General features: G+C 62.4%; 21 protein-coding genes and 1 riboswitch. Of the genes, 2 read left to right on the top strand and 19 right to left on the bottom strand.

Translation table 11 applies throughout. The features are described 5' to 3' along the window. The 4 genes from ABGM93_RS03005 to ABGM93_RS02990 all read right to left on the bottom strand — a co-directional run bounded on the left by ABGM93_RS03005 (position 1) and on the right by ABGM93_RS02990 (position 4015). Positions 1–894, bottom strand: coding sequence for a dihydrodipicolinate synthase family protein (locus ABGM93_RS03005; RefSeq protein ID WP_319773396.1), 894 nt, complete (start codon positions 892–894; stop codon positions 1–3). A gap of 3 nt (positions 895–897) precedes the next feature. After that, positions 898–2397, bottom strand: a complete 1500-nt coding sequence (locus ABGM93_RS03000; protein ID WP_319773394.1) for a tripartite tricarboxylate transporter permease — start codon at positions 2395–2397, stop codon at positions 898–900. A 165-nt stretch (positions 2398–2562) separates the two neighbouring features. Then, a complete protein-coding gene (locus ABGM93_RS02995) occupies positions 2563–3519 on the bottom strand; it encodes a tripartite tricarboxylate transporter substrate binding protein (RefSeq protein WP_321503358.1) in 957 nt (318 codons plus the stop codon). A 31-nt stretch (positions 3520–3550) separates the two neighbouring features. After that, positions 3551–4015 (bottom strand): tripartite tricarboxylate transporter TctB family protein, encoded by a 465-nt coding sequence (locus tag ABGM93_RS02990; RefSeq protein WP_321503356.1) that lies wholly within the window; start codon positions 4013–4015, stop codon positions 3551–3553. A gap of 351 nt (positions 4016–4366) precedes the next feature. Between ABGM93_RS02990 and ABGM93_RS02985 the strand changes: the two genes are divergently transcribed. Further along, positions 4367–5485: an iron-containing alcohol dehydrogenase gene (locus ABGM93_RS02985; protein ID WP_321503353.1), complete on the top strand. Its 1119-nt coding sequence runs from the start codon at positions 4367–4369 to the stop codon at positions 5483–5485. A 155-nt stretch (positions 5486–5640) separates the two neighbouring features. Here ABGM93_RS02985 and ABGM93_RS02980 read toward each other — a convergent pair whose 3' ends face one another. The 6 genes from ABGM93_RS02980 to ABGM93_RS02955 all read right to left on the bottom strand — a co-directional run bounded on the left by ABGM93_RS02980 (position 5641) and on the right by ABGM93_RS02955 (position 11988). Beyond that, on the bottom strand, positions 5641–6429 hold the full coding sequence (locus tag ABGM93_RS02980; protein ID WP_321503352.1) for an ABC transporter ATP-binding protein: 789 nt from the start codon (positions 6427–6429) through the stop codon (positions 5641–5643). Next, the gene (locus ABGM93_RS02975) at positions 6426–7439 is read right to left on the bottom strand and encodes an iron ABC transporter permease (RefSeq protein WP_321503350.1); all 1014 of its coding nucleotides are present in this window, start codon (positions 7437–7439) and stop codon (positions 6426–6428) included. Before ABGM93_RS02975 ends, ABGM93_RS02980 begins: the two co-directional genes overlap by 4 nt. After that, on the bottom strand, positions 7436–8335 hold the full coding sequence (locus ABGM93_RS02970; RefSeq protein ID WP_321337490.1) for an ABC transporter substrate-binding protein: 900 nt from the start codon (positions 8333–8335) through the stop codon (positions 7436–7438). The genes ABGM93_RS02975 and ABGM93_RS02970 overlap by 4 nt, the downstream gene beginning before the upstream one ends. Further along, positions 8332–10296: a TonB-dependent receptor gene (locus ABGM93_RS02965; RefSeq protein ID WP_321503349.1), complete on the bottom strand. Its 1965-nt coding sequence runs from the start codon at positions 10294–10296 to the stop codon at positions 8332–8334. Before ABGM93_RS02965 ends, ABGM93_RS02970 begins: the two co-directional genes overlap by 4 nt. A 187-nt stretch (positions 10297–10483) precedes the next feature. Next, positions 10484–10692: riboswitch (cobalamin riboswitch) on the bottom strand. A gap of 32 nt (positions 10693–10724) precedes the next feature. Further along, the gene (locus ABGM93_RS02960) at positions 10725–11339 is read right to left on the bottom strand and encodes a HutD family protein (protein WP_321503347.1); all 615 of its coding nucleotides are present in this window, start codon (positions 11337–11339) and stop codon (positions 10725–10727) included. Between the two features lie 226 nt (positions 11340–11565). Beyond that, positions 11566–11988: a PAS domain S-box protein gene (locus ABGM93_RS02955; protein WP_319773378.1), complete on the bottom strand. Its 423-nt coding sequence runs from the start codon at positions 11986–11988 to the stop codon at positions 11566–11568. Positions 11989–12481: 493 nt separating this feature from the next. On the opposite strand from ABGM93_RS02955, the gene ABGM93_RS02950 reads away from it, so the two are divergent. Continuing rightward, positions 12482–14857, top strand: a complete 2376-nt coding sequence (locus tag ABGM93_RS02950) for a molybdopterin-dependent oxidoreductase (RefSeq protein ID WP_321503344.1) — start codon at positions 12482–12484, stop codon at positions 14855–14857. A gap of 119 nt (positions 14858–14976) precedes the next feature. On the opposite strand, the gene ABGM93_RS02945 is transcribed toward ABGM93_RS02950, so the two are convergent. The 9 genes from ABGM93_RS02945 to ABGM93_RS02905 all read right to left on the bottom strand — a co-directional run bounded on the left by ABGM93_RS02945 (position 14977) and on the right by ABGM93_RS02905 (position 25659). Further along, positions 14977–15681 carry a Crp/Fnr family transcriptional regulator gene (locus tag ABGM93_RS02945; protein ID WP_321503342.1) on the bottom strand — a complete coding sequence of 235 codons (705 nt, stop codon included), beginning with the start codon at positions 15679–15681 and terminating at the stop codon, positions 14977–14979. 38 nt (positions 15682–15719) lie between these two features. Beyond that, positions 15720–17483 (bottom strand): thiol reductant ABC exporter subunit CydC, encoded by a 1764-nt coding sequence (gene cydC / locus ABGM93_RS02940; RefSeq protein WP_321503340.1) that lies wholly within the window; start codon positions 17481–17483, stop codon positions 15720–15722. Continuing rightward, a complete protein-coding gene (gene cydD / locus ABGM93_RS02935; protein ID WP_321503338.1) occupies positions 17480–19210 on the bottom strand; it encodes a thiol reductant ABC exporter subunit CydD in 1731 nt (576 codons plus the stop codon). Before cydD ends, cydC begins: the two co-directional genes overlap by 4 nt. A 34-nt stretch (positions 19211–19244) precedes the next feature. Further along, the gene (gene cydX / locus ABGM93_RS02930; RefSeq protein WP_321503336.1) at positions 19245–19391 is read right to left on the bottom strand and encodes a cytochrome bd-I oxidase subunit CydX; all 147 of its coding nucleotides are present in this window, start codon (positions 19389–19391) and stop codon (positions 19245–19247) included. A 25-nt stretch (positions 19392–19416) separates the two neighbouring features. Then, positions 19417–20571 (bottom strand): cytochrome d ubiquinol oxidase subunit II, encoded by a 1155-nt coding sequence (cydB, locus tag ABGM93_RS02925; RefSeq protein ID WP_321503334.1) that lies wholly within the window; start codon positions 20569–20571, stop codon positions 19417–19419. Positions 20572–20597: 26 nt separating this feature from the next. Next, positions 20598–22178 carry a cytochrome ubiquinol oxidase subunit I gene (locus ABGM93_RS02920; protein ID WP_321503332.1) on the bottom strand — a complete coding sequence of 527 codons (1581 nt, stop codon included), beginning with the start codon at positions 22176–22178 and terminating at the stop codon, positions 20598–20600. Between the two features lie 166 nt (positions 22179–22344). Next, positions 22345–22740, bottom strand: coding sequence for a DUF6858 family protein (locus ABGM93_RS02915; RefSeq protein WP_321503330.1), 396 nt, complete (start codon positions 22738–22740; stop codon positions 22345–22347). 503 nt (positions 22741–23243) lie between these two features. Then, positions 23244–24098 carry a universal stress protein gene (locus ABGM93_RS02910; protein ID WP_321503328.1) on the bottom strand — a complete coding sequence of 285 codons (855 nt, stop codon included), beginning with the start codon at positions 24096–24098 and terminating at the stop codon, positions 23244–23246. Between the two features lie 76 nt (positions 24099–24174). Next, positions 24175–25659 carry a SulP family inorganic anion transporter gene (locus ABGM93_RS02905; RefSeq protein WP_321503326.1) on the bottom strand — a complete coding sequence of 495 codons (1485 nt, stop codon included), beginning with the start codon at positions 25657–25659 and terminating at the stop codon, positions 24175–24177. Between the last annotated feature and the right edge of the window lie 429 nt (positions 25660–26088).

The raw sequence follows: 26088 nt of genomic DNA, 5'->3' as shown, positions 1-26088 counted from the left end.
TCAGGCGTCCCGCGTGTAGAGGTTACGCGCCTTCAGGATCTCCACGATCTTGGCGTCCTGCTCGTCATTCGGCAGAAGCGCGGGCTGGCGCGACAGGCCGACGGAGCTGTCATTCATGCAAAGCGCGCGCTTGACCATGGCGGGCGGGAAGCCCAGCGCATAGAGGTCCTTGCGAAGCCCGGCGAAATTCTCCTGCGCGGCCCTGGCGGCGTCCATGTCGCCTTCATTGAAGCCACGGATGATCTGCGCCAGCGTTTCGGGCGCCACGTTGCCGAGACCGGACACGACGCCCGCGCAGCCCTGCTCCAGCCCCCAAAGGACCAGATGATCGGGGGCGCAATAGACATCGAAATTGCCAACCTCGCGGCTGACTTCCAGGTATTCCTGAACGGTCTCGGTGGAGCCGCCGGAATCCTTGATGCCTGCGATATTGCCGTGCTTGGCCAGCACCTTGGCGGTCGCCGGTTCGATGTGGTTCTGGGTGCGCGCCGGGATGTCATAGAGATAGACCGGCGTCTTCACCGCATCCGCGATCGTGGAGAAGTGGCGGATCAGGCCATCCTGTGTGCAGGAGATGAAATAGGGCGCGATGACCGCGATGCCGTGCAGGCCGAGACCATCGACGGCGCGCGCAAGCTGCAACGTCTCGAAGGTTCCCGGGCAGCCGACATTGACGATGATCTTGACGCGACCGCCGACCTCTTCGCTCACCACCTCGGTGAGCTTGATCTTTTCTTCGTGCGTGAGCGCGGAAAAGTCGCCATTGGTGCCGCAGACCATGAGGTCGTTGCCAGCGGCCACCTGTCGGCGGGCCTGGGCGCAGGTCGCCTCATAGTTGATCGTCTCGTCCTCGTTGAAGCAGGTGACGAGGGCCACATGGGCATTGCGCGTCATTGTTTACTCCGTGACTTTTTTACGGGTTTCGCTTCTGCGAGCGATGCCGCGCGAGATCATCGGCCAGCACAGGGACACGACGGTCAACGCGAGGAAAAGAAGGGTGATGGGGCCAGAAAGGAATTCAATCAGGTTGTCGCCGGACTGAAGCAGTCCGCGACGCAGGTTCGCCTCCAGCATCGGCCCGAGGATCAGCGCGATGCAGAGCGCGGCCTGCGAGAAGCCGTATTTCTGCATCCCCCAGCCCAGCACGCCGAAGCCGACCATGGTGTAGAGGTCCACCGGGTTGAGATTGATCGAAAACGATCCGATGAAGCAGAAGACGACGATCGACATGGTCAGCATGCGGCGTGGCACCATGAGGATCCGCGAGAAGACCGGGATCAGCGCCATGCCGAAGATGAACATGAAGATGGTCGCGATGAAGGTGCCGCCGAAGATACCGACCACGACGTCCGGGTTGGTCTGGAACAGCATCGGCCCCGGTGCGAGGCCCTGGATCATCAGGCCGCCCATGAGGACGGCGGTGACCACGTCGCCGGGAATGCCAAGCGCAAGCAGCGGGATCAGCGCGGAGGCGCAGACCGCGTTGTTGGCGCTCTCGGTGGCGGCAATGCCGGGCATGTGACCGGTGCCGAACTTCTCCGGCGTTTTGGAGGTGCGACGGGCCTCGTTATAGGAGATCCACGACGCGGTACCGGAGCCGGTGCCGGGGATGATGCCGATCAGCGTCCCGATCAGCGAGCCGCGAATAAGCGCGCTCGCGCTCTCTTTCATGTCGGCACGCGAGGGCCAGCGGTTCTTGACCAGCGCGATCGCCTTTTCCTTGTCGGTGGAGGCGAGACGCTCGATCTGGGTGAACACCTCCGACAGCGCAAAAAGGCCAATCAGGGCGGGCGTGAAGGCGAACCCGGAGGCAAAGCCCTGGATACCGAATGTGTAGCGCGTGATGCCGGAAATCGGATCCGCGCCCACGCAGGAGATGAGAATGCCCAACATCCCGGAAATGGCGCCCTTCAGCACATCGCCGGAAAGCGACGCGATGATGGTCAAGCCGAACAGGGCAAGGGCGAAATATTCCGGCGCGCCGAATTCAAGCGCGATACCGGCAAGCTGCGGGGCGAGCGTGGCCAGCACGACCGCGGCGATAAGGCCGCCAATGGTGGAGGCGATGGTCGCCATGCCCAGCGCCTTGCCTGCCTCCCCGCGCTGCGCCATCGGATAGCCGTCCAGCACGGTCGCGGCCGCAGCCGGCGTTCCCGGTGTGCGCAGAAGGATGGAGGAGACACAGCCGCCGTAAATGCCGCCGATATAGATGCCGATGAGCATGTTCAGGCCCATCACGGGCGACATGCCGAAAGTCAGCGGGATCAAAAGCGCAACGCCCATGGTGGCTGTCAGCCCGGGAAGCGCGCCGATCACGAGACCGCCGAGGGTCCCGAGCGCGATCGTCCACAGGACCTGAAACTCGAACAGAGGGGCGAGATACGAAAGGGTTTGCATTTCTCGTCAGACTTTCGGGCTCGTCGGACTTGCAGCCTTTCGGGCTTTGCGAAGGGTCCGATTTCCGGGACTGCCGGTTCATCCGGCGTGCTAGCGATCCTGCAGGAAGAGCGCCGGAGCGGGATCAGGCCCCGCTCCGACTGTCTTGTCCGGCGATGTGACGCCTTACTTGTTCATGCCCAGAAGGCCGAGATCGCTGAGAACTTCCTCAGCCATCTTGCTGTCCTTCTTCACGCGGGCCTCAAAGGTCGGACCATCTTCATAGGTCACGAACTCACCCATCTCGGTCATCTTCTCGATGAACTGCGGGTCCTCGGCGACAGCCTTCACCGCATCGCGCAGCCAGGCGAGATCGGCTTCCGGGATGCCCTTGGGCGCAATCAGGCCCTTGTAGGACGACCAAGTGAAGTCGACGCCCTTCTCGACCGCCGTCGGCGTGTCGGGGAAAAGGTCGATCCGCTTGTCTTCCATCACGAAAATCGGGGTCATCTGACCAGCCTCGGAAGCTGCCTTGGCTTCGGCCGGAGAGGCCACCATCGCATCGATGTGACCGCCGATGCAGGCCGTACGGGCTTCAGAAGAACCACCAAAGGGAATGGAGGCAATCTTGATACCGGCCGCCTTGGCGAAGGCTTCCGCGGAAATGTGGTTGGCACCACCCGCGCCGGAATTGCCGACCTGCGGCATCTTGTTCTTCGCGTATTCGACAAAGCCGTCATAGTCGCTGAACGGCGCATCGTTGCAGGCCACCATCACCTGAAGCGAGCGCGCAAACAGACCCACGAACTCGAAATCATCGACCGTGTAGTCCGCGCCACCCACATGGGGCAGGATCGCGATGGGGCCCTGGGCGCCCGCACCCAGCGTGTAGCCGTCGGGACGCGCATGGGCGACCGCCGACGAGCCGATACCGCCGCCGCCGCCCGGCTGGTTGCGCACGACAACGCGAACGCCGTCAAACTTGCGCTCCATCGTATCGGCAACAACGCGCATGCCGAGGTCGGTGGAGCCACCGGCCGAATAGGGCACGATCACCTGAAGCGGGCGCTCGGGGAATTCGGCCAGAGCCGGAGTGGACACACCGACGAGAAGTGCAACAGCGAGCAGTTTCGATTTCGACATTACTTCCTCCCTTTTTGGAAGTTTGCGGATCTCAGGGGAGCCAGACGGACAGAAGCTCCGTAAAGGCGTAATAGACCCCAAGGGTCATCACGCATGGAAAGACCAGCAGATGCAGGATCTTTCTTTCTCCGAGCAGCCAGAGGCCAGCTACGAAAGTCACAAGTGTGGAGGGGATATACCCAACCGGGTAGAAGGCCGCGGCATAGGCGACAAGAAGCAGCGCGAAGAGCACGATCTTGATCAGCGCCCCGCCTTCCGGACGGATCGCCTTCACCCCGCCCCCGGCAGCCACCTGCTGACGAACCCCGCGCCCGATCAGCACAAGCGCCAACAGCACCACGGTGCCAATCATCAGCCAGGGCACGAAGGACGGCCCGGCGACGGTTCCGGAATGAACATTGCGAACAAGGAGCGTACGCCAGGCGCCAAAGGCGCAAAAGGCGAGCAGCCCGCCCCCGATCAAGATGTCCGACTTGCTGTGTCGAAACTCTGACATCAACCATCCTCACCACGCTCATCGATTGCAGATGAAGATGCTGCCAAGATGCAAACTTGTCAACTTTTATCGTCGACAAGATCCAATTTGCGGTTGTGCAGCGCAAATCTGGTCATAAAATGCCATTTGAATAATTCCGAAGTGGCGCGATGCACTTCTTTTTTTCTCTATATTTTTCAACAGATTATGAATCTTTTCTGGGCAATTAGCCGTCCACAGGCTCAAACGGGCACGCTCGGACCATCCAGATGTTTGAATTTGACAAGTCATTTTACAACTGACTAATGTGACGAACCAATTCCGGCTGTCATTCGCAAGGTGCAGCCGTGCGACAGTCATGCGGAGACACTTATGCAGCGACTTGATTCTGCAATCGAAATGCAACGGCCCCCGCAAATCCGGTTCGGCGAGGGTGTGCTGGAAATCCTGCCGAAATGGATTGCTGCAAAGGGCTACAAGGCCCCCTTCGTGGTGGCTGATGCGGTCAATGCCGCGCGCATCGATGTGCTGGGCCTGGAGAATGTGTCGGTCTTCGGCGAAGTCGTGCCGGAACCCGATCTGCCGAACCTGATGCGGGCGGTGGAAGCTGCCGGGTCCTGTGACGTGGTGATCGGGTTCGGTGGCGGCTCCGCCATGGATCTGGCCAAGCTGGTGGCTGTCATGACCGGCACGGGCGTGGCGCTTTCAGACATTTCCGGCCCCAATCGGGCCCCTGCCCGCAAGGTCGGCCTGGTGCAGATCCCCACAACGGCGGGAACCGGCTCGGAAGTCGGCACCCGCGCGCTGGTGACCGATCCGGAAACCTTGAACAAGGTGGCGACCGAAAGCCTGCACATGCTGGCCGATATCGCCATCATCGACCCGGCACTCACCGTCTCCGTGCCGCCGTTCGTGACCGCAGCCACCGGCGTCGATGCCATGGCCCACTGCGTTGAAGCCTATACGTCAAAACGCTCCCACCCGATCATCGATGCCTATGCGATCCAGGGCATCGAACTGGTCGGTGAATTCCTGAAACGCGCCGTTGAAGACGGCTCGGACGTGGAGGCGCGTGCCGGGCTTTCGCTGGCGGCCTTCTATGGCGGCGTCTGCCTCGGCCCTGTCAACACGACAGCGGGTCACGCGGTGTCCTATCCGCTGGGTACCCGTCACAAGATCGCCCACGGCATCGCAAACGCCCTGATCTTCCCGCACACGCTCGCAGCCAATGCGCTGGCCGAACCGGACAAGACCCGTGCCGTGTGCGAAGCCCTCGGCTATCCGGCCGACGGCGTTGAGGATGTGCGCAAGGCGGCCTACGCCTTCTGCGAAAGCCTCGGTCTCGACATGCGCCTTTCCGCCCATGGTGTGCCGAAGGACGACCTTCCCGCCATGGCGAAGGAAGCTCACGCCATCCGCCGGCTGCTCGACTGGAACCCCGTCGATCTGTCGGAAAAGGACATTCTGGAGATCTATGAAAGGGCCTACTGAGCCCTTTCCTCCGCCAAACCGAAAAGGCCGCGCCCGTACTCCGGACGCGGCCTTTTTCATGCCCCCGCCCCGCCTTGCGGCCGGGCGCGAATTTTACAAGTCATTTTACAAGTTGGCAGGCGGTCCGAGAGATGTAAAACACCTCCCTCGCCCCCTCATGAGTGCCGCACGAGATCCAGCGGCTGGACGACGAGACGCCCCTCAGTTTCGGCCATGAAGACACGAATGCCATAGACATCGGCCAGCACCTGCGGGGTGAGCACGTCTCCTGGTACGCCGTCGGCCACGATCTCCCCTTCACACATGAGCACGATGCGGTTGCACCAGCGCGCGGCGAGTCCCAGATCGTGCAGGCAGGCGAGCACAGCGCCGCCACTGCGGGCATGGCTCTTGAAGGTCTCCATGCAGGCGATCTGATGCGCCGGATCAAGCCCGGATGTCGGCTCATCGGCCAGCAGAAGCGGCGCATGCTGGGCCAGCGCGCGCGCGATCAGAACCCGCACCTTCTCGCCCCCCGAAAGCTCGGTCGCCCGCCGCCCGTCAAGCTCGCGAATGCCCATGACATCCATGGCCTTGTCGACGATGGCGCGCTCCTCCGCCCGGCGGGGATTGGCGCCCCAAAGGCCGCTCCGATGGGGCATGCGCCCCAGTTCCACCACGCGCCGCACACTGACCGGCCAGGCGATCTCGTGTTCCTGCGGGAGATAGGCCACCTTGCGCGCGCGCGCATCCGCGCCCATGAGGCGGCTGTCATCGCCATCAAGCAGGATCTCGCCCGTGGCCTCCACCAGCCCCAGGGCAGCGCGCATCAGGCTCGATTTGCCCGCCCCATTCGGCCCGATAAGGCCGACGAAATCGCCCGCGCGAACGCTCAGCGAGACGTCTTTGACGACCCGCGTGTTTCCATAGGCGACGGCAAGGCGGGAAAGCGAAAGGAGCGTCATGCCGCCTCCTTGCGCGCGCGGTGGACGAGCCACAGGAAGAATGGCGCGCCGATAATCGCCGTTAGGACACCGAGCTTCAGATCGCGACCCGGCGCGAGCAGGCGCACGGCGATATCGGCAGCGAGGATCATGGCCGCGCCCCCCAGCGCGCTCGCCGGAAGCAGCCGCGAGGGCACGGCCCCCACAAGCGGGCGCAGCAGATGCGGCACGACGAGCCCGACAAAGCCGATGGCCCCGGTCACAGCCGTGGACGCGCCCACAGCGATGGCGGTCCCCAGAACGGCCATCAGGCGCACACGCGCCATATCGGTGCCCAGAGAGCGCGCCGCATCATTGCCGAGCGTCAGCGTGTCCAAGGCGCGCCCCTGCATCAGCAGCATGGCGCAGCCGGCCAGAATGAACGGCCCTGCGATCCACACATGGGTCATGGAGCGGTCGGCCAGAGAGCCCAGCATCCAGAAGACGATTTCAAGGGCCGCAAAGGGATTGGGCGAGAGATTGAGGGCGAGCGAAGTCATCGCGCCCGCAAAGCTGGAAACCGCGACACCGGCGAGGATGATCGTCAACGTCCCACCGCTGCCCGTCATTGCCTGTACCAGCACCACGGCGGCAAAGGCACCGCCAAGCGCCATGAGCGGCAGGGCGAGCGGAAACATGGCGGACAAGCCGGTATAGATTGCCAGCACCGCCCCAAGCGACGCGGAGGCGCTGACGCCCAGAAGCCCCGGTTCCGCCAGCGGATTACGCAACAGGCCCTGAAGTACCGCGCCACTCAACCCCAGAGACGCACCGACCCCGAGCCCCAGAAGCGCGCGCGGCAGGCGGATCTCGCGCATCACCAGAACCACTGCCTCACGCGCGGAATCGCCTTCCCCGCCAACAAACAGCGCCTTGAGGCTGTCACCAAAGGCAATCCCCGCAGGCCCCACGGTAAGCGACAGGCCGAAAAGCGCCACAACGACGCCCATCAACACCGCAACAAGCAGCCTGTAGGAGACGGCATCACTCATGGTTGACGCCCTGCCAGGGCCTTTGGCGCATCAGCCCCGGCGCGCAGGATGCGAACGGCCTGACTGGTAAAAGGCCCGCCGCAGACCCAGTAGCGCGAAGGAATGGAGACGAGCCCCTTGCGCCGGGCCAGTTCCCGGTAGGCGGGGTGGAGAAAGATCTCGTTGGCGCGCGCGGGCGAGCGGTAGCCCTGAACGCCGGATACGACCAGATCGGGGTTCGCCATGATCAGGCTTTCAAGCGGCATGCGCGCGGAGCCGACAACGCCGGTTTCCGCCGCCACGTTGGAAAGCCCCGCGGCCTCCACGATGGCCTGCGTGAGGGTACCGGAGCCTGCGGTGAAACTGTTTGCGAAAACGAGGGCGGCGCGCTTTCCGGAGGGTTTTCCCACCGTGTGCGCCAGATCCTCATCAATCTGCGCGACAAGCTCCTCCGCCCGTGCCTCACGGCCCAGAAGCGTGCCCATGCGACGGATATTGGCGCGGATATCGTCAAACGAGGTGGCGGGCTGGAATTCCTCGACCTGGAAGCCGAGCCTGCGCAGCAAGGTGACGGTGGTGCGCGAGGTATAGGCGCTGGCCAGAACCACATCCGGCCGCATCAGGAAGACCTCTTCCGCCTGCGCATGGTTCAGCGGATAGGCCTGCGCCTGCCGGGTCATCGCCGACATTTCGGGATCGCGCGAAAAGCGGGAGACGGATTTCAGCTGACCGGGCGCGCTGATCAGCATGGCGAGCTGGTCGGTGCAGACATTGATGGAGACGACACGTTCCGGCACCGGTTTCAAGGATGCCGGGCGCGCCTCTTCCTGTGCCCGGACCAGCTTCGCGGGCAGAAAACAAACAAGAGCCAGGGCGGCAAGAACCGCCCCGGCTTTCAGGCTTGAAAGAGGTATCAAAACCTTCCCTTCACACCGACATAGGCCGTAAGTCCCTTGGTGTTATAGCCAAAGACTTCCTCATAATCCGTATCGAACAGATTATCGACCCGCCCATAGACCTCGTAGTTCTCGTTGAACTTGTAGTTCGCGCCGACATTGAAGAGCGCATAGGAATCGAGCGAAACGCGCGTGCTCGTGCCGGTCACGAAGCTGTTGTCGAACATCTTGCCGTTGAAGATCGCTTCACCGAAGACGCGCGCCTTGTCGTCAAGGAAGCTGTAGGCAAGGTTGAGCGCGCCGGAATGCCGGGGACGACGCACTTCCACCATCCGGGCTCCACCGGCAACCGTCTGTTCGGTGGCATCGGTATAGGTGTAGGAGCCGTTCGCGGTCAGGCCGTCGAGAATTTCAGCCGTTGCCGACACTTCCACACCCTGGCGCAGGCTCTTGCCCTCGCGGTTGATGGGCGTAGAGACGAAGGTTCCGCCGATATTCTGGTAAACGGTGGCGATTTCGTCCGTCAGATCCTGATGGAAATAGGTGACATCGACCACGAAACGCTTGTCGAAGAAGGACTGCTCGACACCCACATCCCACCCGAGGCTTTTTTCCGGCGTCAGCGAGGGATTCCCGACGAAGGTCGACGGGGTGTAGCCGTAAAGCTCGTAGAAGGTCGGGTTGGTGACACCGGTGCCCACCGAGGTGTGGAACCGGGTGCCCGTCTCGTGCAGCTGCCATGCACCCGCGATGGAGTAGGTCGTCGCATCGTCGAAACGGTCGTTCAGATCGTGGCGCACGGCCCCGTTCAGGTAGAACTGGTCGAGGAATTCACCCCGGTATTCCGCTACGAAGGAATGCGCGTCACGGGAAAACCCATGCTGCAGATGCGAGGGGCGGAAGGTTTCGCGCTGCCATTCGTAGCCGCCGGTGAAGCTGTGACGTGCCGCGGCGAAATCGGGCGTGTCGAAGGCATAGGTCGCCTGATAGGAGCCGTTCAGACGCGCGCCCTTGGTGGCCGAGGTGACAGCTCCGCTTTCCAGATTGTCGCGCCGGGTGTCGGAGCCGGAAAAGCGCAGCTTCTGGGTCAACGCGCCGTCGAGACCCGTGGCGGTAAGACCGACGGAGCCGAAAAGCTCTTCCATCTTGGTTTCATCGTCGGTGTCCAGCACGCGACCATAGGTCGGGCTGCCGAAGGTGAAGTCCTGCGCGTCCGTGTCTGCCTGACGTTTCACGTAGCGCAGCGTGGAGGCGAACTCCATCCAGTCGGTCAGATCCACGCGGACCTTGGCGTTCAGCGTGCCATTGCGCGCGCCATCTTCGTGCGTGCCGAAATCGGAGACATTGAAGCCGCCGACATTGTCCAGCGCCGCCGCCAGCGAGATGTCGTATTTCTCGCCACCGCCGCGAAGGCCAAGGCTCGTAAAGACAGACTTGTCCGATCCGGCTTCCACCGTGCCTGTCGCCTCGAAACCGTTGCGGATGCCGCCCTTGGTGATGATGTTGACGACACCGGCGGTTGCGTTGGAGCCCCAGAAGGCGCTCTGCGGCCCGCGCAGGACCTCGATGCGATCGATATTGTCGACAATCAGGCCGCCGAAATCATACTCGCCCGTGGAGGTCTCGCTGACCTCGATGCCATCGATCATGACGAGCAGGTGGTTGGCTTCCGCACCGCGCACGCGGATCTGGGTCTGACCACCCGTCGCGCCCAGTTGCGAGACCGAAAAGCCGGGAACAGCGCGCAGCGCATCGGAGACTTGGCGCACATTGCGCTCCGCCAGATCTTCGCCTGTGATGACCGTGAAGGCGCGACCGGACTTTTCCTTTTCCACCGGCGTGCGACCCGCCGTGACGAGGATGGAATCAAGAACGACAGAGCCGTCTTTTTCCGTGTTTGCGACTTGCGCCCGGGCGGTCCCCGTCAGAGCGAGCGTCACCGCTCCCGCTGCCAGGAGACTTGTCCCAATGATCTTCTGCATGATTGCCCCCGAAAGGAGGACCGAACGCATACACCTGGCCCGGCCCGATTGACTTGAACCGCAGGCAATCTGAAATCGGAAGAAGACGCGCTTCTCTGGCGCGGGCATGATCCGGTCTCTCACGCGTGCGGCGACACGATTACTGTCACCGCCACGGACGACCGCGCCTGGACACACCCCGTATCCAAGCATGGGTGACCGGAATGGCAGGTCTCCTGACTTCCGGGTCGACGCCTGCCCTTCCCCTTCCCGATCGTTTGCGCGATCAGTGGATCATCGAAAGGAGGCTCGCCGGTTACAGTTGCGGGGGCAGTCGCGGAATGGATCGCCCGATCGATCGCACCGCGTTCCCTTTTCATCCGCCAGCAAAGCGGAACCAATTCCGCCCATAGCCTTATTCACCCACGGGAAACGGGTCAAACGCTTTGTTAGGAATTTGTGAAGGATTGCAGGACTTTTCCAGCCTCTTCGCCATTTTCCACGATCCGGACCACAAGAAGATCCAGCGCTGCAAGCGCAGGCTGAAACGACAGGACCTCTCCGTCCTCCACGCGCACGACATCAAGCCTGGCAAGGGGCACCGAGCCGTCGCGTGAGGAAACGGCGCAGGGCGCGCGCAAAACGACCAGGGTTGCCGCCCCCTTGCCCGCGATCTCGCGTCTCTCCTGCCCGCCGACCCGCTCCATGCTCCCATGAAAGCGCCCGCGACGGGTCATCAGGTTGAGATCGACAACCGGGCCACCGAGAAGGTCCGATGTCACGTCGACATCACCGGCGAAAGCGGCAGCCTCGCGTTCCGGCGTGACGATTGCCTCCCGCCCCTCGACCAAGAGCCGCAAGCCTTCGCCTTGCACGATGGCGAGCACCCGATCGATGCCGGGGAAGATCGAGAAGGCGCCGGGCTCGCTCACGCTCGCCATGGAAAGCCGCCAGCCGAAATCCTCCAGCCCCGCATCTTCGGGAAAGAGGGCGATTTCCGCAGTCTCCCCCTTGCCGTTTTTCCACGGCATGCGGCGATGATCCGCCGCCTTCATGATTTGCATGTCACTTTCCCAGAAATCGCGGCGGGCACCGTTGATGGATTGCAGAGCAGTCAATGCCGCTCATCACGATAAAGCGGGTCCCCCGGCGCACCGCCATTGCAATAGCCCCCTGCTCCCACGGTGGAAAGCCCCTGCCGAGACCACCACCATGAAGCCGTGGAGACGTCTGGCAGCTATCGGCCCATCTCGCCCCATGACCGCCCCTGCGGCCAGCAGGGAAGAAGCCTCACGACGTCGCCTCGCGCAGCGCCTTGCGCAATTGCTTGCGCTCCTCGAAATCCAGCGTCACGTCACGCATCACCGCCGCCAACGCGCAGATCTCTCCCTTGTCATCGCGAAACGGTGTGATCGAGAACTGAACCGAGATCGCGCGTCCATCCTTGCGGATCGCGGGCACGGACAACAGATCTCCGGCCCCGTATTGCGTGCGCCCCGTCCGCATGGTCCGCTCATAGCCCGACCAATGCCGCTCCCTGAGCCGCTCCGGCGTGATGATATCGAGAGAGCAACCAAGGGCTTCGCTTTCGGTGAACCCGAAAACCCGCTCCGCCCCCGCATTCCAGAAGGTGATCTTGCCCGCACGGTCGGAAATGACGAGCGCATCCGGCAGGCCCTCAAGCAGTTTTCGCGCGACTTCGTCGTGGTTCATGGCCTCGTTTCCCATTCCAGCACCGCCCTGTTCGTCAAGTCATGATCATACAAGCACGCTCTCGCGCATCCATGCCACCGGCCAACCTGCGGGCCACCGCCCACCCCGGAGAGACGCGCATAAATTGCACAACCACCGACCTCCAGTCGCCTACCCAGCCTCAACAGCCTGACGTTTCAATAGCCCCGGACCGAAATTCGCCACCCCACACATTCCCCCTGCGTTACTTTTTGAATATTTTTATCCAATAACTCAGGACGCTCAGCCTATTCTTATTTATGTCACCATGAATACATCCACGAACTGACGCTACATACTATTTCAATAACCTTATCAAAGCGCGCTTATATATGATTTCCGTAATATCAAACCACCTATTTTACTTATTTTTCAATCAATAATTTGACCTGAGTCATGGGCCCGCGTGTGAAAGCCGGTAGAATTCCCGTTGATCGTCACTGCAATCACAAGTGGATCAAGAAGGGGCGAATACATGTTGAATCGCAGACAGTTTGTGAACCTGATGGCTTCCGGCGCCATCAGCGCGACGATGCTTCCGCATCTGGCGCGCGCGGCTTCCGGTGTCGGTGGCGTGACCGATGGGCGCGTCCTCGCCAACACCTGCCTCGGCCCTCTCTGGCTGATCAAGAAGGACGGTCAGGTCGTGGGCGTCGAGATGCTTGAACAGCTTGGCCTTGCCGATCCTCTCCTGCGCGCCATGCCGGACCGTCTTTATGCCCGTGACCGTGTGCGCGCGCCGATGGTGCGCGCCAGCTTCCTCAAGGATCGCGAGAAGGCCGACCGTACGCTGCGCGGCAGCCGCGACTTCGTGGAAGTCTCCTGGGATGACGCCCTGAAGCTCGTCACGGACGAAATCACCCGCATCAAGGAAACCCATGGCAATGCTTCGCTGCATCGCGGCAAGAGCTCCTGGGCGTCCAACCATGCCAAGGTGCATCGCACCGAAGCCATGAACCAGCGCTTCCTGAACCTGATCGGCGGCGCGTCCACCTTCTTTGGCAACTATTCCAACCAGGCGGTCAACGAGATCATCACCGGCGTCGGTTGGGGCGCGACGGGGATGTACAGCGATTTCCCCGGCCTGCTCAAGAACACCGAGTTGATGGTGATCTGGGGCGCCAACCCGATGGTCACGACGCGGATCCTGTCCGCGCGCAAGAGCACCCGCTACTGGTTCGACCTGAAGGACAGCGACATCGAGACGGTGGTCATCGATCCGGTCCGCAGTGAGACGGTGCAGCATCTCGGTTCCCAGTGGATGCCCGTCGCCTCCAACACCGACGTCGCGCTGGCGCTCGGCATCATGCACACGTTGCTGGTCGAAGACATCTACGACAAGGAGTTCGTCTCCACCCACGCCTTCGGCTTCGATGACTTTGCGGCCTATCTCAAGGGCGCGGAAGACGGCACCGAGAAGACCGCGGAATGGGCGGCCGAGATCACCGGCCTTGCGGCAGAGGACATCAAGGCGCTCGCGCGCAAGATGGTCGCCAAGCGCACCTATATCGCAGGCGGCTGGTCTATCCAGCGCCAGCACCACGGCGAGCAGACCCCCTGGGCGCTGATGGCGCTGGGCTGCATGATCGGCCAGATCGGCCTGCCCGGCGGCGGCGTGTCTTTCGGCATGCACTATGCCGATGGCGGCTACCCGAAGCCGGACATGCCCGTCCTGGGCGGCATGTCGCCGGGCAAGAACCCGGTTGAGGGCACCTTCCCGATCGCCGCCTTCGCCGACGCCTTCCTGAACCCGGGCAAGGAGCTACCCTACAAGGACAAGTCCTTCACCCTGCCCGACGTCCGACTGGTCTACACCTCCGGCGGCAACCAGTTCACGCACCATCAGGACACGAACCGCCTCATCAAGGCATTCCAGCAGCCTGAAACCGTGATCGTGCAGGAGCCCTGGTGGACCCCGACCGCCTTCTTCGCCGACATCGTCCTGCCCGCGTCGAGCGATCTGGAGCGCAACGATCTGGGTCAGGTGGCAAACCTCATCCTTGCCGCCAAGCAGGTCGTCGCCCCGCAGCACAAATCCCGTCCGGATTACGAGATCTTCTCCGAACTCGCCGACCGCTTTGGCGTCCGTGACGCCTATACCGATGGCGGCAAGACCGACATCGACTGGGCAAAGCAGTTCTACGAAGACGCACGCGGACGTTCGACCTCGGTCGAGATGCCTCCGTTCGAGGAGTTCTGGGCCGGTGACGGCATCATCGAGTTCCCCGAAGGCAAGGGCGACAAGGTGATGCTCGCAGAGTACCGCGAGGATCCGCTCCTGAACCCGCTGGGCACCTCCACAGGGCTGATCGAGATCACCTCGCCCTATATCGCGAAGATGAACATCCCGGACTGCCCGGCGCATCCGACCTGGATGGAACCGGTGGAATGGCGCAAGAGCGAAGAGGCAAAGGACTATCCGTTGCACCTCGTCTCCGCGCATTCGCCCCATCGCCTGCACTCGCAGATGGACAACACCATCGAAGGCGAGAGCTACAAGGTCAACGGACGTGAGCCGATGACGATCAACACCGCCGATGCCGAGGCGCGCGGCCTGAAGACGGGCGACGTTGCCCGCATCTTCAACGCGCGCGGTCAGGTGCTGGCAGCGGTGGTGGTCTCCGACGACATCTCCGCAGGCAACGTGCTGCTGCACGAAGGCGCCTGGTACGACCCGCAGGAGCCCGGCGTGATCGGCACCCTCGACAAGGAAGGTTCGGCCAACACGCTGACCCGCGACCTTCCGCTCTCCTCCGGCTACGGTCAGGCGACAATCGCCGAAACCGCCATTGTGCAGGTGGAGAAGTTTGAAGGCGAAGTGCCGGACGTCACGGCCCATGTCGGGCTGTGATCGCGGCTGAGCGACAGAGCGCAAGAACGCACAAGGCCCGGGAGCATTCTCCCGGGCCTTGTTGCATTTCAAGAGGCGGCTGAGAGAACAGAAAAGCCGTCCCGCGCCGCAATCGCTCGCTACATCCCGACCAGCCGTTTCAGGTTGGGCACGTCGCACAGAAAGCTGTTGGGACGCGGTTCGGAGATGTAACCCTTGCGCTTCAGGTCGGCCATCGTGCGGCTGGCGGTTTCGGTGGTGAGCCCCAGCAGCGCGCCGAGATCCTCGCGCCCGAACAGCTCGCACCGATCCCCCTCTTCTTTCTCAGACAGCCACAGCAGCAGCCGGACGACCCGGTCGCGCGCCGCACCGGTCGAGAACTCCGTGATCCAGCGATCCGCCGTGCCGATCGCTGCGTGCCAGCGCGCCATCAATTCATGAAACAGCGCACTGTTGGACTGCGAAAGCTTGTGCACCATGTCGACCGGCAGGCGGCACACTTCCGTATCCCGCAGAGCGGTCGCGGTGTGGGGATATTCCGCATCGATCATCGCTTCCAGACCGAGCAGATCGGTCTTGCGCAACAGGCGGACGATGCGCGCGGTCCCGTCGGGAAGGTATTGCGTGAGCTTTACCAGCCCGCTGCGGATCGTGAACAGCGTGGAGGCCGGATCGCCGGCGTCGTAAATGGTCTTGCCGGCCGGATAGACGAGCTGATCGATCGGCCGGTGCAGCTGGGAGAAATCCTCCTCCTTCAGCCCGGCGAACAGAACCGCTTCCCGTATGACGCAATGCCGACAGTCCGCGACCCCGGTCCAGGCTTCAGAAACCTCAAGACGCCGCAAATTCCCCTCCCATGACAAATCACTTCAGCCCGCAGCCCTCACGCTTTCAACCGGTCTACCGTTGCAGGCAGCAGCGGCAGAATGGCATCCGGCGCGCCGCGCGCTGCAATGCCCCCATCCTCCAGAACAACGATCTCGTCCATCTGCTCAAGGCAAGTTCTGCTATGGGCGATCAAAAGTACCGCGCGATCCCGCGTCATTTCCAGCACGCTTTGCAGAATTTCCCCTTCGCCCTGCCGGTCGAGCCCTTCGGTTGGCTCGTCAAGGATCAGAACGGGCGCGTCCTTCAGGAGTGTGCGCGCCAGGCCGAGCCTGCGCGCCTCCCCGCCGGAGACTTTCGCGCCCAGCGCCCCGACGAATGTGTCAAAGCCCTGTGGCTGCGCTTCGATGAAGGGCAGAATTCCGGCGATCTTGCAGGCTTCAACCATCTGCTCGCGCGAGATATTCCGGTCCGCAAGGCGAAGATTGTCCGCAATGCTGGCTGAGAACAGATGATCCGATTGCGCCAGAACCGCAATCTTCGCGCGCCAAGTATCGAGATCACACGCCTCGGCGGGCAGCCCGCCAAACCGGATCGATCCATGAGATGCGGCACGATAGCGCAGGGCAAGCGAAACGAGGCTCGATTTGCCCGAACCGCTTGGCCCGACCACCGCAAGCCGTTTTCCCGGTGACAGCGTCAGGCTGATCCCGGAAAGCGCGGGGCGAGTCGCGCCCGGATAGGTGTAGCTCACCCGGTCGAAGACGAGATCGCCCTGGTCCGGCACGCGTACGCTGACAACGCCGCCCCCCATTTCGGATCCCTCCGCCCATGTCATCGTATCGGGCGCCTCAACTGGTGCAGGCCTGTCGGCAAGCGCAAAGATCCGCCGCGCCGACGCCAGAACCAGTGGCAGGCTCTGCATGGCAAGCGGCAGCGGCCCCACCGCCTCGAAAAGCGCTAGGCCCAATAGCGCCAGCATGACCAGATCGGGGCCCGCAAGCGTGCCCGCCGCAACAGAGGCCCCGCCGAAACCGATCACCACGATCAGCCCGATATGGGTCGCAAGCCCGACACTTGCCGAGGCTAGCCCCGTCAGACGCGCGATCTTCTGCTCGTCGTCGATCAGCGCCTCGCTGGTGGCAAGAACCGCGCCGCGATGGCGGTGATCGGGATCATAGATATCGAGTTCCGCGCGGCCTTCCAGATGGTCCACCAGGAGGGAATTGAATTCAGCCGTATTGGCACTGACACGACGCGCGGCCGGGGTGCTCACCGCCCCGATGAAGAGCGGCACCAGCACGCCCGCCCCCAAGGCCAGCAACGCGAAGATGATGGCGACCGCCACTTCATAGCGCGCTGCAAAGGCAATGCCCGCCGCCAGCACGATCACCGCAACCACGATGGGCTGGATGATGCGCAGGAAGGCGAATTCCAGCCGGTCGATATCGCCGCGAAGACGGGTCAGCAGGTCACCGGAGCGCGCATCTTCCAGCGCGGCAGGCGCCAGAGGCTCCAGCCTGGAGAAAAGCCAGGGCCTGAGTTTCGCGACGAATTTCAACGTCGCCTCATGGCCCATCAGCCGTTCCGCATAACGCCCGGCGGTGCGCACCATGGCGAAGGCCCGGATCATCCCGGCAGGCGTGAAATAATTCATGCTGACGCCCGCAATGCCTGCGGCAGCCATGGCGGTGATGAACCAGCCCGAGGTCGCCATCAGCGCCACATGGGCAAGCGTCGCAATCGCAGACAGCGCAATGGAAAGCAGCATCCAGCCCGCTTGCGGGCGCATCAGTTTCAGGAGGCGGGCGATATCGCTCATGACGACACCTCCTCGTCCACATCATCACGGGCACTGTCATCGCCCTCGGCGGTCACCGCAAGACGTCCCGCCTCAAGTCTCACCACGCGGCTGGCCTGGGCGATGGTTGCGGGGCGATGCGCCACCATCAGCGCGGTGCGCCCCGGCAAGAGCCGGGTGATCGCCGCCTGAACGCGGGCTTCCGATTCCGCATCCAGATGCGCGGTCGGTTCATCGAGAACGATCACCGGCGCATTGCGGTAAAAGGCGCGCGCCAGGGCAAGCCGGTGCGCCTCGCCGCCGGAAAGCCCCGCCCCGCCCTCGCCGATGCGCGCATCGAGCCCGTCCGGCAGACGCGCCACCACGTCGGCGAGATCAGCTTGCGCGATGGCCGCCCTCATCCGCTCGCGGTCCGGTTCTGCCTCACCGGGCGCGATGTTGGCGGCAAGCGTTCCCACAAAGACGCGCGGGCGTTGCGCGACATAGCCCACCAGCCCGCGCCATGCCTTGATATCGAGATCGCAAAGCGCGGCCCCATTGATCAGCACGCGCCCATCCGTTGGTTGAACGAAGCCCAGCAGCAGATTGAGAAGACTCGACTTTCCAGCCCCCGAAGGCCCCACCAACGCCACCGCCTCCCCAGCCGAAACCGTAAAGGACACCTCGCGAAGCGCGCGCCGCTCATCGGCAAAGGAAAGGCTGACATTCTCGAATGTGATCTCGATCCGCGCCGGATCGGCAAGCGCCTCGGCCCCGCCGGGCTCGGCAAGTTCGGGCACATCCTGAAGCGCGACGATGCCTTCCGCGGCCCCCACCGCCTCCATGCGGGCGTGATAGGCCGTCCCCATGGCGCGCAGCGGCAGATAGAATTCCGGCGCCAGCAGCAGGATGAAAAGGCCCTGGAAATAATCCATCTGCCCCCACATCAGCCGGAAGCCGACCAGCACCGCGACGAGCGCGATGGATACGGTGGCGAAGAACTCCAGCACCAGCGATGACAGGAATGCCACGCGCAGCACCGCCATCGTGTCGCGGCGATAGGCATCGGCAACGCGCGCCACCTCGCCCGTCATGCGTTTTGCGGCGTTGAAGGCTTTCAGCGTGGCGAGCCCCTGCACCGCGTCGAGAAGATGGCCCGACATGCGCTGCAGCCGCCCCCACTGGCGCTGGTTGAGCTTCTCCGCGCCCTCCCCGATCAGGATCATGAAGACCGGGATGAGCGGCGCCGTCACCACAAAGATGATGGCGGAGATCCAGTCGAGGGGAAGAACCACGAGAAAGATGGCCAGCGGCAGCAGCCCGGCCATGACGGTGGCGGGAATATAGCGCGAATAGTAGGGCTCGATGGCCCGCACCCCATCCGCGATCGCGGTAACGGTCTCGCCCGTCTTCAGGTCCGCCATGCCGACCGGACCGATCCGCTCCACCTGCTCAACCAGATGCCCGCGCAAGGCGCGCATCACGGTTGCTGCGGCGGAAAAGGAAAAGAGATCTGTCGCCCAGGCCGCCACCGCGCGCACCACGACAACGCCGCTCAGAAGAGCGAATTCGGGCAGGACGGCGGAAAAGGGAAGATCATGGAAAATCAGCCCGTTGAGGATACGGGCGACCAGGAAGGCCTGCGCGATGACGGCGAGCCCCGTCGTCATCGCGCAAACCAGTGTCAGACGAAGATCGCGATGCGCGGTCTTCTTGAAGCCTTTCAGGAAGGCGTTGAGGCGTTTGCGATCAGCCGTAATGGAAGCCATCTCCGTGTCGGTCGTCCGCCTCTCTCACGTGCACCTAGTGGTGCTCGCCGTCTCCGGCACCATTGTGATGCCCGTTCTCGTCGGCGACTTCGAACTCGTTCTGGAACTCGTACCACATCACATTGATGATCGAGATGCAGAGCGCAGCCGTGACACCCAGGATCCACGCAAAATACCACATGGGTTTTCCTCTCTATCGTGTCGGCTCAATAGGCCTGGTGGGTGTTGTCTTCGATGTGCTCGACGGTGATCCGGCCCCACATCTGATAGTAGGCCCAGATCGTGTAGAGCACCACGATCGGAAGGAAGATCACGACGGCCCAGAACATCACCGTCAGGGTCAGATGGCTCGAAGGCGCATCCCACACCGTCAGGCTTGAGACCAGATCGGTGCTCGACGGCATCACGAAGGGGAAGAGCGAGAGCCCAGCCGTGCCGATGATCCCGGCCAGCGACAGCCCGGAGAACACGAAGCCGAAGCCCGGTCTGTCGACCCGCGACAGGAACCACACGACCAGCGGCCCGCCCAGCCCGACAATCGGGAGAAGCATTGCGGCAGGAATACGGGAATAGACATCCAGCCACGCCCCCGGCGCCCTGATGACCTCCTTGGCCAGCGGATTGGCAACACCGCCGGGATCCACGTCGGAGACGATCTTGTACCCGTCAATGCCAAGCCACACCCACAGCCCGCCAATGGCGAAGATCAGCGTCACGGCCGGCGCGAGGAAGCCGAGAACGGACTTCGCCCGTTCCTCGATCACATAGTCGGCACGAAGCTGCAGCCAGACCGCACCGTGCATGGCCAGCATGGCGACGGAGAGCACACCCGCCAACAGCGCGAACGGGTTCAAAAGCGGCAGCAGCGCCCACAGGAAGTCGGCGTCATAGTGAGGCCGCAGGAACTGGTCGAGATGGAACGGCACGCCCTGCAACAGGTTGCCAAAGGCAACGCCGAAGATCAGCGACGGCACCAGCCCCCCCACGAACAGGCCCCAGTCCCACGTGTTACGCCAACGCGGGTTCTCCAGCTTGGAGCGGTAGTCGAAGCCCACAGGTCTTAGGAACAAGGCCGCGAGCACGAGGAACATGGCGAGGTAGAAGCCGGAAAAGGCGGCAGCATAGACTGCCGGCCAGGCGGCGAAGATCGCGCCGCCTGCCGTGATGAACCACACCTGGTTTCCGTCCCAGTGCGGGGCCACCGCATTGATGACCACACGACGTTCCGTGTCGTTCTGCCCAAGGAAGGGCAGCAACACGCCGACGCCCATATCCATACCGTCGGTGACGGCAAATCCGATCAGGAGCGCACCGACCAGCACCCACCAGACCAGCTTCAGGGTTTCATAATCGAGCAGCATGGCTCGGTCCTTTCATGCTTTGCGGTTCACTCGGCGGCGGACAGTCCGGAGGCATCGCCCCGGGTCTCGTGGTAGTAGCGGCCCGTGTGCAACGAGCTTGGGCCAAGCCGCGCAAAGCGGAACATCAGGTACATCTCGATGACCAACAGGATCGTGTAGAAGATCAGGTAGCCAGCCATGGACGCGATGATGTCGGCGACGGTCAGTGACGAAGTCGCGAGGAACGTCGGCAGCACTTCACCTATGGCCCAGGGCTGACGGCCCAGTTCCGCCACGATCCAGCCCAGCTCCGCGGCAAGCCACGGCAGCGGGATCGACCAGACCAGAACCCGCAACAGCAGGCGACTGTTCTCAAGCTTGCCCACGGCAAGCTTGTAGAAGGAGACCACGAACAGCAGCAGCATGAAGAAGCCGAAGCCAACCATGATGCGGAAGCTCCAGAACAGGTAGTTCACGTCCGGGATGGTATCGACCGCGGCCTGCGCAATCTGCTCATCGGTGGCGTCGGACGGGTTCTCGACATAGGCCTTCAGCAGAAGACCAAAACCGAGATCCTGCTTGTGATCCTCAAAGACCGCCTTGGTCTCGTCGGAGGTATCCCCCGCCCTGAGTGCTTCAAGCTTCTCATAGGCGATGATGCCGGAGCGAATGCGCACCTCGTGCTCTTCGATAAGGTCGCGGATGCCCTTGACCTCGCCGTCGAGCGAGCGCGTCGTGATCAGCCCCATCAGCCAGGGGATCTGGATCGCACCATCTGTGCGCATTTCCTCCTGATTGGGGAAGCCCAGCAGCGTGAAGGCCGCAGGCGCGGGCTCGGTGTGCCACTCCGCCTCGATGGCCGCGAGTTTCACCTTCTGCACGTCGCCCAGCTCGTAGCCGCTCTCATCGCCCAGCACGATGACCGCCAGCGAGGCGGCAACGCCGAAGCCGGCTGCGACCGCGAAGGACCGCTTGGCAAAGGCCAGATCACGCCCTTTCAGGATGTACCAGGCCGAAATGCCGATCACGAACATGGAGGCTGTCACATAGCCTGCGGCGACCGTATGGATGAACTTGACCTGCGCGACCGGGTTGAACACCACCTCCCAGAAGCTCGTCATTTCCATGCGCATGGTCTCGGCAGAAAATTCCGAACCGACGGGGTTCTGCATCCACGCATTCGCAACAAGGATCCACAGCGCCGACAGGTTGGTGCCCAGCGCCACCAGCACCACCACGGCCAGATACTTGACCTTGGAAAGCCGATCGCGACCCAGCAGCAGCAAGCCGACAAAGGTGGATTCAAGGAAGAAGGCCATCAGTCCTTCGATGGCCAGCGGCGCACCGAACACATCGCCCACATAGTGCGAGTAGTAGGCCCAGTTCGTGCCGAACTGGAACTCCATGGTCAGGCCCGTCGTGACGCCGAGCGCGAAATTGATCGCGAACAGCTTGGTCCAGAACCGCGACATGTCGCGGTAGATTTCCTTGCCCGTCATCACATAGACGGACTCCATGATCACCAGGATCCAGGTCAGCCCCAATGTCAGCGGAACAAAGATGAAGTGGTAGAGCGCGACAGCTGCAAACTGCCAGCGCGACAGCTCTACGAAGGTGGGATCGATCATCGTGCGGCTCCCTCGAAAACACGCCGCGCCGATCCGATGACGGGCGTGCCCATTGTCGCCCAAACAAGGCGAGACCTTACGCTAAAACACTGAATGAGAGTTTTAATTCGACGAATTCTACCTTCCTTGGTTAGCGCATCATTCTACCCCCTGACCAGCGCGAGCGTCAGCCGCGCGTCACTAGGTCGCAAGCCCATTCTTCCATGACGGCATTGGCGACCGGCATGGGCGTTTCGAGAAAGCTGATGACGAACCGCTCGCCCAATTCCGCGACCCCAATGGATCGGGGGCGCAATGCGAGACACTCCGGCTGGGCAATGGCCAGGCCGAAACAGACAACGATGTTCACCGCCCCGACAATGCCCGGCCCGATCTCGCCGTCAGCCAGCGCCTTTGTGTGGGCGTAGTGGTCGAATACGGAAATCAGACGAGCAACGGGATGCGCTTCCGCCAGGGCCACAAAGTGTGCCACGACATCGTCGAGCGTCGCGAACCTGCAATCTGCCTTGTCGACCTTCAGGACGAAGATCGGGAAGTTCTCGTGCACGATGCTGTGTAACATCACAAACCACGACGGACCGGATTGAACCTGAAACGCCCGCCTTGCGGAGGCTCAATGCCCCATGCGGACCCGGCATCGTTCTTCCCGCAAACCTCAACGAAAAGCCTGGGAGACCCTCGGCTGATGGCCCGGGAAGCGCGACAAGTTCATTTTTCGACCGGGAACGCCTCGCCTGTCATTGCGGATACGCAACGGCACCAGACCTGCCAAAAAAGAACAGGCGTTTCCAATAACTTGGACCATCTCCTAAAACATGTATTACGCCAATTAAAAACTACCTCGCAGCGCCCGACATGCCCTGGACCGGCCCGAACGCCCCTTTGCGTAACCTTGAGGCAAGACCGATTCACTGGCATGGGCACGGGGCAAGGCGCGACGCGCGACACCAGCACCGCGTTTGGCATCCCCCACCGGCAAAAGCTGCAGGAGCGCGAACAAACGAAAAAGGGCCACGCGCTTCACAAAAGAAAGCACGCAGCCCTTGTTCTCGACTGAAACCGGCCTCAGCGGAAGAGAACGACCGGCACCTTGCACGACCGCAGCATTTCCGTGGTCGTTGATCCGATAATGAGGGTACGGATGCGCGAATGGCCGTAGGCGCCCATGAGCAGGAGATCGATGCCCTCCTCCTCGATCATGCCGGAGATGATGGCATCAGCTGCACCGTTGCGGACATCGCATACCGCCTCAATCCCGCCTGCGCGCAGGATCGCGCGGGCGTCATCGAGCTTCTTGCGCAATTCCTGAGAATCGACTCCCACGGTGAGAAGCGTGATCTGCAAACCGGCATAGAGCGGATTGCGCGCCACATGATCCACCGCCTTCATAGCCGACGCCCCGCCATCATAGGCGATCAGAACCTTGTTGATCGGCCTGAAAGCGCGTGAGGCCACAAACAGCGGGCGCGTCGCCGCACGCGCGATGCGCTCAAGGTTCGATCCCAGATGCAGTTTGGCAAAATCGGCCGCCTCACCGCGCTTGCCAATGGCGATGACGCTGGCGTCCTTCTCCAACTCCGCCATCGTCTCCACGATGTCGCCATGGCGCAGCAACGTGGTCACATCACTCCCCCCGGCCTCTTCGACCACCGCGCGTGCATCTTCCAGAATGGCCCGTCCGCGCTCGCGCGCCAGCTTCGCGCGCTTTTCATCCAGATCGCTCAGTTCCGCCAGAAGCGCACTGCGCGCGCCAAGCGCGAGACTTCCGCTGTAGTCTACAGTATCCGGGCCATCGCGCCTGTCCAGCACATGTGCCAGCGTAATTGCTGCCCCCGTGCGCGCGGCAACCCACGCCGCATGTTCGCACACGCTCTTGGAGTAGATCGAGCCATCCACCAGCACGACGATCTTCTCAGCCATTGCCATCTCTTTTCCGTCTTGTTTCCGTCCAGCCCGTGGCTTTCCGCTCAGGCGGTCATATCTGTGTAGGAAAGGCTCAGTGGCCCATCAGCTTCTCAAGAGCACCCGGCTTGTCGTGAATGGCGAGCTGGTCGACGATCGTCTCGCTGGCGCTGTTCATGCCTACCAGATCAACCGCCGCCCCTTCCCGACGGAACTTGAGCACAACCATGTCGAGCGCCGCAACCGACGAAATATCCCAGATATGCGCCCGGCTCACATCGATGATGACCTTGTCGAGCACCTCACGGAAATCGAAGGCAGCCGTGAAGTCCTCAACCGAGGCGAAGAACAGCTGCCCCTCAACCTTGTAGGTACGCTCGCGCCCGTCGGCGGAAACAGATGAGGTGACCCTGAAGATCTGCGCGATCTTGGCGGCAAAGAAGATACCCGACAGCAACACGCCCGCCAGCACGCCGATGGCGAGGTTATGCGTGAACACCACGCACACGACGGTGGCCAGCATCACCGCCGAGGAAGACCGCGGATGATCCTTCAGGTTCTTGATGGAGGACCAGGAGAAGGTGCCGACGGACACCATGATCATGATGGCGACCAAGGCGGCCATGGGGATCTGCCCGACCCATTCCCCCAGAAGTACAATCATGAACAGCAGGAAGATGCCTGCGCAGAAGGTCGAAAGCCGCCCGCGCCCGCCGGACTTCACGTTGATCATCGACTGGCCGATCATCGCACAGCCCGCCATGCCACCGATGAAGCCGGACGCGATGTTGCCAAGCCCCTGCCCGACACATTCGCGGTTCTTGTCGGACGGCGTGTCGGTGAGATCATCCACGATTGTGGCCGTCATCAGCGATTCCAGCAGGCCCACGGCGGCCACCCCCGCCGAGTACGGCAAAATGATCATCAGCGTATCGAGATTGAGCGGAATATCCGGCAACAGAAACACCGGGAACGTGGAAGGCAATTCCCCCATATCGCTCACGGTGCGCAGGTCGAGGCCCATGGACATGGAGATCGCCGTCAGCACGATGATGCAGATCAGCGGCGACGGCACCGCCTTCGTGAGATAGGGAAACAGGTAGATGATCGCGAGACCGGCTGCGACAAAGACATAGGTCAGCATCGGCACGTCGATCAGTTCCGGCAACTGCGCCATGAAGATGAGAATGGCCAGCGCATTGACGAAGCCGGTCATCACCGAGCGCGAGACGAAGCGCATCAGTTGGCCGAGCCTCAGAAAGCCTGCCCCCACCTGCAACACACCCGCCAGCACCGAGGCCGCCAGCAGGTATTGCAGCCCATGGTCACGCACCAGCGTGACCATAAGAACGGCGGTGGCCGCTGTTGCGGCTGAAATCATGCCGGGGCGCCCGCCCGTGAACGCCAGCACCACCGCGATACAGAAGGAGGCATAGAGCCCGACCTTCGGATCGACGCCAGCAATGATGGAAAAGGCGATGGCCTCGGGGATCAGCGCCAGGGCGACGACAAGCCCGGCGAGGACGTCGCCGCGGATGTTGCCGAACCATTGTTGACGATAGAGGGAAAGCGATAGCATTGGCGGTTTCCGAAAGACGTGAAAGGATATCGACGTGGTTTGCCGTAGCGGTACCGACGCAAACGCGTCGACCGTTCAGGTTCTAAAATCGAGAAATTTTAGCTGAGCGAGATTTCCCGGCGGCTGCCCCCGAACCGGATCGGGTCCATTTCGCAGCGCACAATCCTATTAACGGCTTCGACGCCCGGTTTCAACGCCGCGTTTCGAACCCGTTTCTGCCAATAGTGGCAGTTTTTCGAAGGTATGCGGGCTTAATCCAATGAAAATGGTGGGCGGTGAGAGACTCGAAGTCTAAGGATGCGCCCGGTAGTCGTTGTTTTTATTGCACTATTTCCAGCGCGATGTGTGGACTGTGTACCAGCGGGGTGCACTTGGGTCAACTGCCTTGGATGCGAAAAGCTTGGTGATATCGGCTATTCTGGCTGCATG

The organism is Breoghania sp. (assembly GCF_963674635.1).
Taxonomy (GTDB): Bacteria; Pseudomonadota; Alphaproteobacteria; order Rhizobiales; family Stappiaceae; genus Breoghania.
The sequence above is the reverse complement of the archived record's forward strand: the minus strand, read 5'-3'. Positions and strand labels throughout refer to the sequence as shown.